The sequence below is a fragment of the Janthinobacterium sp. P210006 genome (assembly GCF_036231885.1).
In the GTDB taxonomy this organism is placed as follows: domain Bacteria; phylum Pseudomonadota; class Gammaproteobacteria; order Burkholderiales; family Burkholderiaceae_D; genus Janthinobacterium; species Janthinobacterium violaceinigrum.
In genome coordinates this window covers 127,388-140,105 of the sequence record NZ_JAZARD010000004.1, presented here as the reverse complement: position 1 = coordinate 140,105, position 12,718 = coordinate 127,388, and the positions used below count along the sequence as shown (strand labels likewise).

Sequence of the window (12,718 nt, the reverse complement as noted above, 5' to 3'; positions counted from 1 at the left end):
TACTGACACTTGCCTGCACACGAAGACACCATGACCATGACTACGATCCGCTGCTCCTGGGCCAATCCGGCCAATCCCCGCTACCTTGCGTATCACGACACGGAGTGGGGCGTGCCCTGCCACGACGAGCGCCGGCTGTTCGAGATGCTGAACCTGGAAGGCGCGCAGGCGGGCCTGAGCTGGGAAACCATCCTCAACAAGCGCGATACCTACCGTGCGGCCTTCGACGGCTGGGATGCGGAAAAAATCGCCGCGTATGGCCCGGACAAGGTGGCGCAGCTGCTGGCGGACCCCGGCATCGTGCGCAACCGCCTGAAGGTGGCGGCGGCCATCACGAATGCGCAAGCCTATCTGCGCCTGCGCGCGGAAGGCCAGACCCTGGACGGCTTCCTGTGGGCGTATGTCGATGGCCAGCCCATCGTCAACAGCTGGCAGCCCGGCGAGCGTCCCGCCAGGACGGACTTGTCCGACAAATTGTCGAAAGACTTGCTCAAGCGGGGCTTCAAGTTTGTCGGTTCGACCATCGTCTACGCCTACATGCAGGGCATCGGCATGGTCGACGACCATGCGCCTGCCTGTTTTTGCCGCGCGGGGCGTTGATGCGCCGCGCGCTGGTCCTGCTCGACACGGATTTTGACGGTGCGCGCCTGCGCGCCGCCTGTGCCGCGCATGGCGGGCGCCGCCTGCATTACATCGCGCTGGCGCCGCGTCCCGTCGACGCCAGCCACCTGCCCGAGGAATGGCGCCTGCAATGGCCGCCCTGCGTGCCGGGCCTGCACCGCATGGTTTCGCGCGATGGCTTGCTGACCCTCGACGTGCTGATCGGCGAGCCGGAGGCTTGCCTGGCGCAGGTAGCGGCGCGCATCGATGAAGTGCTGCTGGCGTGGGTGCCGGCCGCCGTGCCGCTGCTGGCGCGACTGCTGGTGGACGGCGCCCGCCTGCAGGCCGTGCATCTCGACGAGGCGCAGCGCGCGGCGCTGCAAAAGAACGGTTTTGTCTTCGACGAGAGCCGTTTGCGCGCCGTGTTTTATGCGCGGCGGGGCGAGCACGTGGCTGTCGTGGCGCCCGAGCGGCGCGCTATCGTCATCGGCGCGGGCGTGGCCGGCGCGGCTGCCTGCGAACGGCTGGCCGCGCGGGGCTGGAAAGTGACCCTGGTCGAGCGCCACGCGCAGCCGGCCAGCGAAGCGTCTGGCAACCTGGCGGGCATCTTCATGCCGCAGTTGTCGAAGGACGACAATATCGCCACGCGCCTGGTGCGCGCCGCCTACCTGTACTCGCTGCGCTACTGGAAAGACCTGGGCGGCATCGGCGCCGCCTTCGACGGCGCGCAATGCGGCGTGCTGCAACTGGCGCGCGACGGCGCGCATGCGCAGGTGCAGCGGCAGATCGCCGCCAGTGGCCTGTATCCGCGCCAGTACGCCCGCTGGCTGGACGCGCCCGAGGCGAGCGCCATGCTGGCCGCGCCGGCACCCGATGGCGCCTGGTGGTTCGAACAGGGCGGCTGGGCGCGCCCGTCTTCCGTCTGCGCGGCCATGCTGGACGCCTGCGGCGCCTTGCTCACGCGGCGCTTTTCCAGCAGCGCCCTGCGCCTGGAACGCGGCGACGAGGAATGGCTGGTGCGCGATGCCGAAGGCGGCCTGATCGCAGCGGCGCCCACCGTCATCCTGGCGGCCGGCACGGGGGCGGTCGATTTCGCGCAGGCGGCGGGCCTGCCGCTGGACGCCGTGCGCGGCCAGGTCACGCACCTGGCCGCAGGCAGCCTGCCGTCGCTGCCGTTTGTCGCCTGCCGCGAAGCCTACATGACGCCGGCGCATGAGGGCGTTGTCTGCGTCGGCGCCACCTACGACGCCGAGGCGGATGCCACGGTGCGCGCGGCCAGCCAGCACGAAAATATCCGCAAGATCGCCGATATCCTCGACATTCCCGTGTTCGATGCGCCGCTGGCCGGACGCACGGGTTTTCGCTGCGTGGCGCCGGACCGCCTGCCGCTGGCGGGCGCCTTGCCCGATCCCGGCGTGCCGGGCCGCTGCGAGCGCCTGCGCGACGTGCCCCGCTGGCCCGGCCTGTTTGGCTTGCTCGGCTACGCGTCGCGCGGCCTGATCTGGGCGCCGCTGGCGGCCGAACTGCTGGCTTGCCAGCTCGAGGGCGAGCCGCTGCCGCTGGAGCGCCAGCTGGCGGAGGCGCTCGATCCTGCGCGCTTTCTGCTGCGCGAGCGCCGGCGGGCTTCCTGACTACACCCGGAAGCGAGTTCCGGGGTCGGACCCTCAGGGGGAATATTCCCCAATGGGGCATATTCCGATTCCGAAGGAACTGATCCCATATACGTTTTTCAGCTTTCCAAACTCTTTTTAATTTGTTTTCCGAACAACATAAGTTCGCTACAGTGAGCTTGTGCTTGTTTTTGACGACGGAATGAAGAGGTGGAAAGATGGCTGCTGCAGAACTGGTGTTCGATCCCCGCGCCGCGCATGGCGAAGGGGCGTTCGAGGAAGTGCTCAAGCATGCGCGCGCCCAGGCGCAGGCGCAGGGCTTGCCGTATGCGGGCATCGTCAGCGCGCAGGATGCGTGGCAGCTGGTGCAGGCCGGCAAAGCCGTGCTGGTCGACGTGCGCACGAACGAGGAGCGCACGTTCGTCGGCTACGTGCCCGCCTCGCTGCACGTGGCCTGGGCCACCGGCACGTCCATGAACCGCAATCCCCGCTTTACGCGCGAACTGGAAGCCAGGGCGGGCGGCAAGGAGGCCGTCGTGGTGCTGCTGTGCCGCAGCGGCAAGCGCTCGGCCTTGGCGGCCGAAGCGGCGGCCAAGGCCGGTTTTACGCACGTGTTCAATATCGCACAAGGCTTCGAGGGCGACCTCGACGAACAGCAGCAGCGCGGCCACAGCGGCGGCTGGCGCTGGCACAGTTTGCCTTGGCTGCAAGATTAAATCTCCCTTCAGGACCACCATGAACCAGCGAGCCACTCCCCCTGCCTCCCTTGCCGCGCAGCCGCAATGGGAATTGCGCCAGATCGTCGATGAATTGCGCGCCGTGCGCGAGCAGTGGCGCGCAGGGCTGGCCAGCAGCCAGGAGTGCGGCGCGCGCGAATTCCCGTCGCGCCAGCATTTGCGCGATATCGTGAGCGCCCTGTGCGCGGCCCTGTTCCCCATGCGCCTGGGGCCCCTCGACCTGCAGCAGGAGAGCGAGGATTTCTTTGTCGGCCACACGCTCGACACGACCCTGACGGGCTTGCACGAACAGGTGCGGCGCGAACTCAGTTATCACGCGCGCCAGCACGGCTTGCAGCAGACGGTCTCCATCGAGCAGCAGGCGCTGGCCATCGTGCAGCGTTTCGCCCGCGCGCTGCCGCGCATCCGCGCCCAGCTCGACACGGACGTGGCGGCCGCCTTCCATGGCGACCCGGCCGCGCACAGCGTCGATGAAGTGCTGCTGTGCTATCCGGGCATCCTGGCCATCATCCATTACCGCCTGGCGCATGCCTTGTATGCGCTGGGTGCGCCGCTGGTGGCGCGCATCATCGCCGAAGTGGCCCATTCGCAGACGGGCATCGACATCCACCCGGGCGCCATCATCGGCAGCAGCTTTTTCATCGACCATGGCACGGGCGTGGTGATCGGCGAGACGGCCATCATCGGCGAACGGGTGCGCATTTATCAGGCCGTCACCTTGGGCGCCAAGCGCTTTCCCGCCGGTGCCGACGGCGTGCTGAAAAAGGGACTGGCGCGCCATCCCATCGTGCAGGACGACGTGGTCATCTATGCGGGCGCGACGATCCTGGGACGGGTGACCATCGGCCAGGGCTCCGTCATCGGCGGCAATGTCTGGCTGACCCGCAGCGTGGCGCCAGGCAGCCATGTCACGCAAGCGCACAGCCAGCAGGAGGCGGCCGAACTGCCCGCCCTCGCCGCTGCCGTTGCACCGCATTCCGCCTTTGCCCATCACCCATGAGGACAGCATGTTGATCAAACAGTTTGGACTGGCCGTGCGCCAGTTGCGCGAAGGGCACGGCTGGTCGCAGGAGCGCCTTGCCGAAGCGGCCGACTTGAACCGCTCGTTCATCGGCGAGATCGAACGGGGCGCCGCCACGCCGTCGCTGCTGACGGTGGAAAAACTGGCCGTCGCGCTGGGCGTCGGCCTGGCGGGTTTGATGGCGCGCTGCGAGCCGGAATTGGTCGATTAAGGCGGGTCGATTAAAGCGGGTGGATTAAACGCTGCATTGGTGGCGATAGCATGTTGAGCAAGTGAGAGGGGTAATCGATACTTTATTTGTTTTTCAGATAAGCATATTCACTTTTCTCATTAGGAGTCGTTGATGGCCGAAGCAACCCCCGATAGCCAGTTTGCGCTGGGCGATAACGCCGCGCGCCAGCTGGCCAATGCAAGCAAGAGCGTCCCCCAGCTGTCCACGATCACGCCGCGCTGGCTCGTGCACCTGCTGCAATGGCTGCCCGTGGAAGCGGGTATCTACCGCCTCAACCGCGTGAAGAATCCGAAGGACGTGCGCGTGGCCTGCTCGCAGCGCGACGAGTCGGAACTGCCGCAAACCTTTGTCGACTACGACGACCAGCCGCGCGAATATTTCCTCAATGCCGTCAGCACGGTGCTCGACGTGCACACGCGCGTGTCGGACCTGTACAGCAGCCCGCACGACCAGATCAAGGAGCAGCTGCGCCTGACCATCGAAACGATCAAGGAGCGCCAGGAAAGCGAATTGATCAACAATCCCGACTACGGCCTGCTGGCCAGCGTGCACGACGACCAGCGCATCTTTACCCTGACGGGCGCGCCCACGCCGGACGACCTCGACGAACTGCTGACGAAAGTGTGGAAGGAGCCGGGCTTCTTCCTCGCCCACCCGCTGGCCATTGCCGCCTTTGGCCGCGAATGCACGCGCCGCGGCGTGCCGCCGCCCACCGTCAGCCTGTTCGGTTCCCAGTTCCTCACGTGGCGCGGCGTGCCGCTGGTACCGTCCGACAAGCTGCCCATCGAAGACGGCAAGACGAAGATCATCCTGCTGCGCGCGGGCGAGCAGCGCCAGGGCGTGATCGGCCTGTTCCAGCCTGGCCTGGCGGGCGAGCAAAGCCCGGGCCTGTCCGTGCGCTTCATGGGCATCAACCGCCACGCGATCTCGTCCTACCTGATTTCGCTGTATTGCTCGCTGGCCGTGCTGACGGACGATGCGCTGGCCGTACTGGAAGACGTGGAGATCGGTAAATACCATGACTATCCAGACACCTACAAGTGATGGCGCGGCGGCCCTGGCGCCGTCGTCCCTCTTGCCCGACGAGGCGACCCTGAACCGCCTGGCGGGCGAGTTTTTCGCGCGTCTGCCGGGCTTGGATAAATCTCCCAGCCTCGGTGGTTCCGGCAGCGTGCTCGATGCGGCGCCCCGCTATGCCAACCGTCCGCCGCCGCAGCCCGGTCCATCGTTTGCCGCCATCGCTCCCGGCGTGGCGACGGCGCAGGTGCCGCCCGTGACGGCGCCGCTGGAGTCGCCGCTGGCGCCGTCGCCGGCCTCGATTCCCACACCGCGCGCGTCGGGCATCGGTGCGCCGTCGCCGTATTATTTTGTCGGCGGCGCGCATGGCTATCCCGTCTCGCACGGCAAGCTCGATGGCCTGGCGCAGCAGGGGCTGGGACAGGCGGCGCCCGACGATCTGCGGGGCCTGTTTGCCACGCCGCAGCGCGCGCCGGCGCGCCAGCTGCCGGTGGCGCCGTCGCACGGCCAGCCTGCGTTCTATTTCCAGACCGAGCTGCCCTCGGCGGCGGCGCCTGGCCAGCACCAGGCGCCCGCGCCGTTCGACGTGCATGCCGTGCGGCGCGACTTTCCCGTGCTGGCCGAGCGGGTCAACGGCAAGCCGCTGGCCTGGTTCGACAATGCGGCCACCACGCACAAGCCGCAGTCGGTGATCGACCGCGTGTCGTATTTCTATGCGCACGAAAATTCGAACATCCACCGCGCGGCCCATGCGCTGGCGGCGCGCGCCAGCGATGCGTACGAGGCTGCGCGCGCCAAGGTGGCCAATTTCCTGGGCGCCGCCTCGGCCAATGAAATCATCTTCGTGCGGGGTGCCACGGAAGGCATCAACCTGATCGCCAATACCTTCGGCCGGAAATATATCGGCAGCGGCGACGAAATCATCGTCTCGCAGCTCGAGCACCACGCCAATATCGTGCCGTGGCAGCAGCTGGCGGCGGAGAAGGGCGCGACCCTGCGCGTGATTCCCGTCGACGACAGCGGGCAGATCCTCCTCGACGAATTCCGCAAGCTGCTCAACGGGCGCACCAGGCTGGTGTCCGTGACGCAGGTGTCGAATGCGCTGGGGACGGTGACACCCGTGGCGCAGATCATCGCGCTCGCGCATGCGGCCGGCGTGCGCGTGCTGGTCGACGGCGCGCAGGCCGTGTCGCACCTGCGCGTGGACGTGCAGGCGCTGGATGCGGATTTCTACGTGTTCTCGGGGCACAAGGTGTTCGGTCCGACGGGTATCGGCGCCGTGTATGGCAAGGCGGACTTGCTGGAGCAGCTGCCGCCCTGGCAGGGCGGCGGCAACATGATCGCCGACGTCACGTTCGAGCGCACCGTCTACCAGGGCGTGCCGAACCGTTTCGAGGCGGGCACGGGCAATATCGCCGATGCCGTGGGCCTGGGCGCGGCCATCGACTATGTGCAGCGCATCGGCCTGGAAAACATCGCCGCCTACGAGCACGCGCTGCTGGAATACGCGACGCACCATCTGCAAGGCATCGCTGGCGTGCGCCTGATCGGCACGGCGTTCGAAAAGGCCAGCGTGGCGTCGTTCGTGCTGGCCGGCTACGAGCCGGCGGAAGTGGGGCGGGCCCTGAACGACGAGGGCATCGCCGTGCGCTCGGGCCACCACTGTGCCCAGCCGATCCTGCGCCGCTTCGGCGTGGAAGCGACCGTGCGGCCCTCGTTCGCGTTCTACAACACGTATGAGGAGATCGACCGCCTGGTCGCAGTGGTGCGTCGCCTGGCGGGCGCGCGGCGCTGACCTTGCCCGCCTGGCCGTCCGATGCCGCCCCTGCACCAGCGGGGGCGGCATTGTTGCGTCGTGTCACGGACTTTGCGCGCGGCTGGCTGGCGCCCGCATGCTGGCGGTATAATTTATCCTTGGCAATATTCAAGCTGCGGCCCAAGGAGATATCCGGTGGAAGATCAACACAGCTCGCCCGAGCTTTTCCTGTTCCTGGCGTCGACCGTGCACGACATGAAAAATTCGATCAGCGTGCTCAGCGGCACGCTGGAATCGCTGCTGGCGGCCGAGCAGGCAAAAGACGTCCCGCAAGCGGACCCGGCCTATCTGCAGATGGCGCAGATGCTGTACCAGACCAAGCGTCTCAACGATAACCTGATTCAGCTGCTGGCCCTGTACAAGGAAGTGGGCAAGCCCGGCTATCCGTTCGACGTGCAGCCGCAACTGGTGGGCCAGGTGATCGACCAGGTGGTGGACCAGGAAAAGATCCTGCTGGCCTCGAAAGGCATCCGTCTGGAGACGGCCTGTCCGCCAGAGCTGATCTGGACCCTGGATGAAGACCTGGTCATCGGCGTGCTCGCGCATGCCATCAACAACGCCATCCGCTACACGCGCGACACGATCCGCCTGTCGGTGCGCCAGGCCGGCGGAGTGCTGGAGCTGCGCGTGGAAGACAATGGCGACGGCTATACGCAGGCCTTGCTCGACGCGGGCAGCGCGGCCATGGATGGCATGGCGGCCGGCGTGAATTTTTCCACCAACAGCACGGGACTGGGCCTGTATTTTTCCAGTGAAGTGGCGAAGATGCACAAGCACCGGGGCAGCAGCGGCAGCATCGCCCTGGAAAACGGCGGCGCCCTGGGCGGCGGCTGTTTCATCCTGCGCCTGCCCTGAACGAGGAATCCATGACGACAGACAGCCACGCCACGGCCGCCGAAGCGGGCAGCACCGACTGGGCCGACAAGCATTATCTGCTGGTCGACGATTTCATCGGCATCCGCATCCTGCTGCGCGAATCGCTGCGCAACCTGGGCGCACGCCATATCGACCAGGCAGCCAGCGGCGGCGAAGCCATGAAGCTGCTGGCCAAGACGCGCTACGACGTGGTGCTGTGCGATTACAACCTGGGCGAAGGCAAGAATGGCCAGCAAGTGCTGGAAGAGACGCGCGTGCGCAACCTGACGGCGCCGTCCAGCGTGTGGCTGATGGTGTCGGCCGAGAAAAGCGTGGAATCGGTGATGGGCGCGGCCGAGCACCAGCCCGACGCCTACCTGATCAAGCCCATCACGGAAGGCGTGCTGCTGACGCGCCTGAACCGCGTGTGGCACAAGAAGCAGGTATTCCGCGAAATCGACCAGGCCTGCATGGAAAAGGATTATCTGCGCGCGGCCAAACTGTGCGACGCGCAGATCGAGGTCAACAAGCTGCACGAGCTGGAACTGCTGCGCATGAAGGCGTCCTTGCTGCTGAAAAGCGGCGAGCCGGAAAAGGCCCGCGCCGTGTATGAAAAAGTGCTGGCCGACCGCGATTACAGCTGGGCCAGGGCAGGCCTGGGCAAGATCCGCATGAATAACGGCGAGCATGAGGCGGCGCGGCAGATCTTCCAGGGCGTGATCGTGGAAAACAAGTATTACATCGACGCCTACGACCAGATGGCCGTTGCCTACCAGCTGATGGGTCAGCACGAGGAAGCGTGCGGCGTGCTGGAAAAGGCGGCGCGCCTGTCGCCCAATTCCGTGCCGCGCCAGCGCAACCTGGGGCTGGCGGCTTTGAAAATCGGCAATGTCAGCATGGCGGAAAAGGCCTTTCGCAAGTGTATTTCCATCGGCGAGTTTTCCGTCATGAAGACGCCCGACGCCTACCTGGGCCTGGCGCGCGTGTGCGGCTTGAAGAAGGATGCCAAGGAAGCGCTGCAGTGGCTGCTGCTGGCGCAGCGCGAATTCGCGCCCGAGCAGATCGGCTTGCGCGCGAAGATCACGGAAGGCATGGTGCATCACGAAACGGGCGACTACCGGCGCGCGCGCAAGTGCGGCGACGAGCTCGAAGCCATGCTGGCCGAGGACCCGGTGCGGCCCGAGAAAAACATCTGCATGGAGCTGGCGACCCTGCTGTTTGCCGTCGGCGTCAAGGATGCGCCGGCCGGCCTGCTGTGCTACGTGGTGAAGAACAACCACGACAACCAGGTGGTGCAGGACGAGGTGCAAAAGATTTTCGACAAGGCCAAGATGGGCGACGAGGGCACCAGCCTGATCATCGCCTCGCGCAAGGAAGCGTCGGACTTGATGAACAAGGGCGTGCTGCTGTGGAAGACGGACAAGCTCAACGAAGCGGTCGCCTGGATGCGCGCGGCGCGCGAAAAGCTGCCGAACAACTTGCGCATCCTGTTCAACTCGGCGCAAATCATCGTGTCTTTCCTGCAGCAGCGGGGCTACCAGGCGGACTTGGCGGCCGAAGCCATGGAAGTGTTGTTGTATGTAGACAAAATTGCACCAGGGCAGCAGCGCTTCGCGCAATTGATGGAGCAGCTGGTGCAGCTGACGCCGCCGCCGGGGCCGGAAGAGGCCGTCGCGGAGCCGGAAAATGCGCCGCCGGCGCCGGAAAAAGGGGGAAAAGCCGTGCGGGAGCGTGCCGGATGATAAACTAGGGGCCAGCGTGGGTTCGCCCATGCTTGAGTTGCTTTACAACAATAAGGAAGAAACTATGCGTGATGTGGTCAATGAAGTGTACAAAAAAATGAAAGTCGGCGCCGTTGCCTGGGTACGCCCGGTCGCCGCCAAGGGAGACACGCTGGAAACATTCCAGTCTTCGTACGAGCACGCCAAGGCGCTGGCCGACGAAGGCCTGATCACGATCGGTGACGTAAAACGCCAGGCCGACAACATGATCGAGGCGATCCGCATTCATCGTATCGCCTGATCATATCGCCGCCACAAGGACGTCAGGCCTTGCCTGCCGTCCTGGCTTTGGGCGCTGCGCGTTTCGCGGGCGCCTTGCGCAGCGGGGCCTTGGCCTTGGCTGCCGTGCCTGCATCGGCAGGTTTGGCGGGCTTGCCTGCGGCCGGCTTGGCCTTGCTGTCATGGCCAAAACTGGCCGCTGCCGCACTGGCAGCGTCGGGCGACATCGCCGTCGAGACGGCTTGCTTGAACTGATCTTGTAACAAATTCCACCAGGCACTTGGATTACCCAGCTGGGCTGCTGCCTGGCTGCCGGCATCGCCGGGCGCTGCCGCAGCGGGTGCTGGCGTAGGCGCGGGCGTTGGCGCAGGTGCGGGGGCCGGTTTTGCTTCCGGCGCCGGTGCCGCTTGCTGGAAAAACGCGGAAGCGTAGGGCACGGATTCAAACAGCGACGAGTCGCTGGCGCCGGGCTGGGTGATGGCTGCCGCCAGCGAGGCGCCCATCGATTTCAGGGTGGCGATGGTGCCGCGCTGCACTTCCAGTGCCTGGATACTGCCGCGCAGCATGCTGGTATTGAGGTTCAGCCACGCTTCGACGGCCTTCAGGTCGTTGATTTTCTTATCCAGTTCTTCCACCGACATGGTGGGCGCCGTGATGCCGGGCACACCCATGCCGGGCACGCTCATGCTGCCCCACAGGTTTTTGACGAAGTCGAGCGTATCGGTCACAACTGCTGCGCCCGGTATTTGGGGCATATGCGGGTTTGCCATGCGAAATCTCCTGGTAGATGGATAGGCTTAGCGTAGCAGATATCCGCTGGCAACTGACGCAAAGTCGCCAACATTTTCTTACATAAAACATCAAGAGTTGAGCACGGGCAAGAAGCAGGAAACGGGGCGAAAGCGTTACACTACAGCCTATGATGCCTGACCCATTCTTTTCGCCACCGCGCCGCCGTACCGTCATCTTTGTCGCGGTCATCGGCGCACTGCATTACGTGGCGCTGGAATGGCTGACCTCGCATGCGAGCGTGGTGCCGCTGAAGCCGGAGCATGCGCAAGTGGTCAGCATGGCCTTGATTGCCGAGCCGCCCAAGCCCCTGCCCGTGGTGCCGCCACCGCCGCCACCGCCGCCCGAACTGCGGCCCGTGCCCAGGCCGCCGCCTCCGCCGCCGCCGACGGAATTGGCGTCGAGCGAGACGCCCCAGTGGACGGCGCCTGCCAGCGACGTGCCGGAAGGTCCGGTGACGTCCGAACCGGCCGCGGTAGCCGCCCCGGCCGTCACGGCGCCCGCGCCCGTCGTGGCAGCGGCGCCCGCGCCGGCCAGCGCGCCGCCGCCGCCGGCCGCCGAGCAGGCGCGCCACTACAAGACGAATGCGCCTGCCTCGGCCCGGTTCGACCTGCACGTGGACCGGCGCGATGCGGACGGCACCAAGTGGCAGGGCGTGGCCGCCATGGCGTGGGACAACCGGGGCGCGACGTATCAGCTGAAGCTGGAAGTGGGCTTGAGCATGCTGATCACGCGCATCAACCTGCTGGTGCTGACGAGCGAAGGCGTGATCGATGGCACGGGCATCGTGCCCGTCACGGCCACGGAGAAACGCAAGGGCCGCGCGCAAACGGCCACGCATTTCAACCGCGACGCCAAGGCCATCACGTTTTCGGCCACGACGGCCACGGCGCCGTGGCAGGAAGGGGCGCAAGACAAGGCCAGCGTGCCGTTCCAGCTGGCCGCCATCGGCCGTGCCGACGTCAACCAGCTGGTGGGCAATATCGATATCCTCGTCGGCGAGGAAAAGGAAGCGACCGTGTTCCGCTTCCAGCTGGTGGGCGAGGAAGAACTGGACACCCAAATGGGCCGCCTGGTGACCTGGCATTTGCGCCGGCCGCCGAAAGCGGGCACGTATTCGTCGCAGCTCGATATCTGGCTGGCGCCGTCCATGCAGTGGTATCCGGTACAAATACGCAATACCGAGGCGAGCGGGGCTTTGACCACGCAAACCGTCACCAAGATCTCCGTCAATGACGCTACAGGAAAATAAATGATGACTCTGACCACCTTGAAACACTTGCTGGCCGCCGGCGTGCTGGCCGCCACCCTGACACCCGCCATGGCCGACGCGCCCGTAGAGCATCCCGTCATCAAGCGCCCATACAAGCTGGCGCCATCGGCTGACCTCGTCTATTCGATCAAGGCCAAGCAGCGCGGCATCGGCTTGTCGGGCGAATCGGTCAGCAACTGGCGCGTGGGCGACGGCAAGTATTCGCTGCTGGCCGAAACCAAGGCTGCCCTGTTCGGCAAGATCCTCGAGCAGCGCAGCGAAGGCACGGTCGATGACTACGGCCTGGCGCCGTTTCAATTCGTGGAAAAGCGCTTCCGCAAGGATGCCGTCACGACCACCTTCAAGCGCGACAGCAAGACCATCGTGTTTGGCGAAGGCGATGAAACGTATCCGCTGAAAGGCGGCGAACAGGACCGCAACAGCGCCGTCTGGCAACTGGCCAGCGTGGCGCGCGCCGCGCCCGAGAAATTCGTCCCCGGCTCGGAATGGGCCTTTTTTGTCGCCGGCGCGCACGATGCCGAACCCTGGGTCTTCAAGGTCGTCAAGGAAGAGCCCGTAGCCACGGGCATGGGAGAGGTCGCCGCCATCCACCTGGTCAAGGCGCCGCCGCCGGACAAGAAGGGCCAGCAAGTGGACCTGTGGCTGGCGCCGTCGCTGGAATGGTATCCCGTGAAGGTGACGTTCGCCGATGCGGACGGGGGCGATTATGTGGAGCAAACCTTGCAGAAGATCGTCAAGAAGTAAGCGTTTGCTACGCGTTTTTACGCC

General features: G+C 65.7%; 13 protein-coding genes. 12 read left to right on the top strand and 1 reads right to left on the bottom strand.

From position 1 onward, the window contains the following. The first annotated feature begins 36 nt into the window (after positions 1-36). From VPH41_RS20330 to VPH41_RS20285, 10 genes are all read left to right on the top strand, one after another. On the top strand, positions 37-600 hold the full coding sequence (locus tag VPH41_RS20330) for a DNA-3-methyladenine glycosylase I (RefSeq protein ID WP_328571660.1): 564 nt from the start codon (positions 37-39) through the stop codon (positions 598-600). After that, the gene (gene mnmC / locus VPH41_RS20325) at positions 600-2,231 is read left to right on the top strand and encodes an FAD-dependent 5-carboxymethylaminomethyl-2-thiouridine(34) oxidoreductase MnmC (protein WP_328571326.1); all 1,632 of its coding nucleotides are present in this window, start codon (positions 600-602) and stop codon (positions 2,229-2,231) included. Before VPH41_RS20330 ends, mnmC begins: the two co-directional genes overlap by 1 nt. A 197-nt stretch (positions 2,232-2,428) precedes the next feature. Then, on the top strand, positions 2,429-2,926 hold the full coding sequence (locus VPH41_RS20320) for a rhodanese-like domain-containing protein (RefSeq protein WP_328571325.1): 498 nt from the start codon (positions 2,429-2,431) through the stop codon (positions 2,924-2,926). Positions 2,927-2,945: 19 nt separating this feature from the next. Next, on the top strand, positions 2,946-3,947 hold the full coding sequence (gene epsC / locus VPH41_RS20315) for a serine O-acetyltransferase EpsC (protein WP_328571324.1): 1,002 nt from the start codon (positions 2,946-2,948) through the stop codon (positions 3,945-3,947). Positions 3,948-3,954: 7 nt separating this feature from the next. Further along, complete coding sequence (locus VPH41_RS20310) at positions 3,955-4,179, top strand: helix-turn-helix domain-containing protein (protein ID WP_070305409.1); 225 nt, start codon at positions 3,955-3,957, stop codon at positions 4,177-4,179. A gap of 132 nt (positions 4,180-4,311) precedes the next feature. Then, positions 4,312-5,244, top strand: coding sequence for a family 2A encapsulin nanocompartment shell protein (locus VPH41_RS20305; RefSeq protein WP_071325557.1), 933 nt, complete (start codon positions 4,312-4,314; stop codon positions 5,242-5,244). Then, complete coding sequence (locus tag VPH41_RS20300) at positions 5,219-7,012, top strand: family 2A encapsulin nanocompartment cargo protein cysteine desulfurase (protein ID WP_328571323.1); 1,794 nt, start codon at positions 5,219-5,221, stop codon at positions 7,010-7,012. The genes VPH41_RS20305 and VPH41_RS20300 overlap by 26 nt, the downstream gene beginning before the upstream one ends. Before the next feature lie 156 nt (positions 7,013-7,168). Beyond that, a complete protein-coding gene (locus VPH41_RS20295) occupies positions 7,169-7,888 on the top strand; it encodes a sensor histidine kinase (protein ID WP_328571322.1) in 720 nt (239 codons plus the stop codon). An 11-nt stretch (positions 7,889-7,899) separates the two neighbouring features. Beyond that, positions 7,900-9,630, top strand: coding sequence for a tetratricopeptide repeat-containing response regulator (locus VPH41_RS20290; RefSeq protein ID WP_287774375.1), 1,731 nt, complete (start codon positions 7,900-7,902; stop codon positions 9,628-9,630). A 64-nt stretch (positions 9,631-9,694) separates the two neighbouring features. Further along, complete coding sequence (locus tag VPH41_RS20285) at positions 9,695-9,910, top strand: hypothetical protein (protein WP_077399068.1); 216 nt, start codon at positions 9,695-9,697, stop codon at positions 9,908-9,910. Positions 9,911-9,932: 22 nt separating this feature from the next. Here the strand turns inward: VPH41_RS20285 and VPH41_RS20280 are convergent, their stop codons facing one another. Then, a complete protein-coding gene (locus VPH41_RS20280; RefSeq protein ID WP_328571321.1) occupies positions 9,933-10,658 on the bottom strand; it encodes a PhaM family polyhydroxyalkanoate granule multifunctional regulatory protein in 726 nt (241 codons plus the stop codon). Between the two features lie 149 nt (positions 10,659-10,807). On the opposite strand from VPH41_RS20280, the gene VPH41_RS20275 reads away from it, so the two are divergent. Continuing rightward, the gene (locus VPH41_RS20275; RefSeq protein WP_328571320.1) at positions 10,808-11,929 is read left to right on the top strand and encodes a DUF3108 domain-containing protein; all 1,122 of its coding nucleotides are present in this window, start codon (positions 10,808-10,810) and stop codon (positions 11,927-11,929) included. Next, entirely contained in the window at positions 11,930-12,694 is a 765-nt protein-coding gene (locus tag VPH41_RS20270; RefSeq protein WP_287774367.1) for a DUF3108 domain-containing protein, read from the top strand. Positions 12,695-12,718 lie beyond the last annotated feature (24 nt).

What these genes read in the sequence shown, in the direction of transcription:
- VPH41_RS20285 (WP_077399068.1), top strand. Translation starts at nt 9,695, where the DNA reads ATGCGTGATGTGGTCAATGAAGTGTACAAAAAAATGAAAGTCGGCGCC.
- VPH41_RS20290 (WP_287774375.1), top strand. Translation starts at nt 7,900, where the DNA reads ATGACGACAGACAGCCACGCCACGGCCGCCGAAGCGGGCAGCACCGAC.
- VPH41_RS20310 (WP_070305409.1), top strand. Translation starts at nt 3,955, where the DNA reads ATGTTGATCAAACAGTTTGGACTGGCCGTGCGCCAGTTGCGCGAAGGG.
- mnmC (WP_328571326.1), top strand. Translation starts at nt 600, where the DNA reads ATGCGCCGCGCGCTGGTCCTGCTCGACACGGATTTTGACGGTGCGCGC.
- VPH41_RS20270 (WP_287774367.1), top strand. Translation starts at nt 11,930, where the DNA reads ATGATGACTCTGACCACCTTGAAACACTTGCTGGCCGCCGGCGTGCTG.
- epsC (WP_328571324.1), top strand. Translation starts at nt 2,946, where the DNA reads ATGAACCAGCGAGCCACTCCCCCTGCCTCCCTTGCCGCGCAGCCGCAA.
- VPH41_RS20330 (WP_328571660.1), top strand. Translation starts at nt 37, where the DNA reads ATGACTACGATCCGCTGCTCCTGGGCCAATCCGGCCAATCCCCGCTAC.
- VPH41_RS20275 (WP_328571320.1), top strand. Translation starts at nt 10,808, where the DNA reads ATGATGCCTGACCCATTCTTTTCGCCACCGCGCCGCCGTACCGTCATC.
- VPH41_RS20320 (WP_328571325.1), top strand. Translation starts at nt 2,429, where the DNA reads ATGGCTGCTGCAGAACTGGTGTTCGATCCCCGCGCCGCGCATGGCGAA.
- VPH41_RS20305 (WP_071325557.1), top strand. Translation starts at nt 4,312, where the DNA reads ATGGCCGAAGCAACCCCCGATAGCCAGTTTGCGCTGGGCGATAACGCC.
- VPH41_RS20280 (WP_328571321.1), bottom strand. Translation starts at nt 10,658, where the DNA reads ATGGCAAACCCGCATATGCCCCAAATACCGGGCGCAGCAGTTGTGACC.
- VPH41_RS20300 (WP_328571323.1), top strand. Translation starts at nt 5,219, where the DNA reads ATGACTATCCAGACACCTACAAGTGATGGCGCGGCGGCCCTGGCGCCG.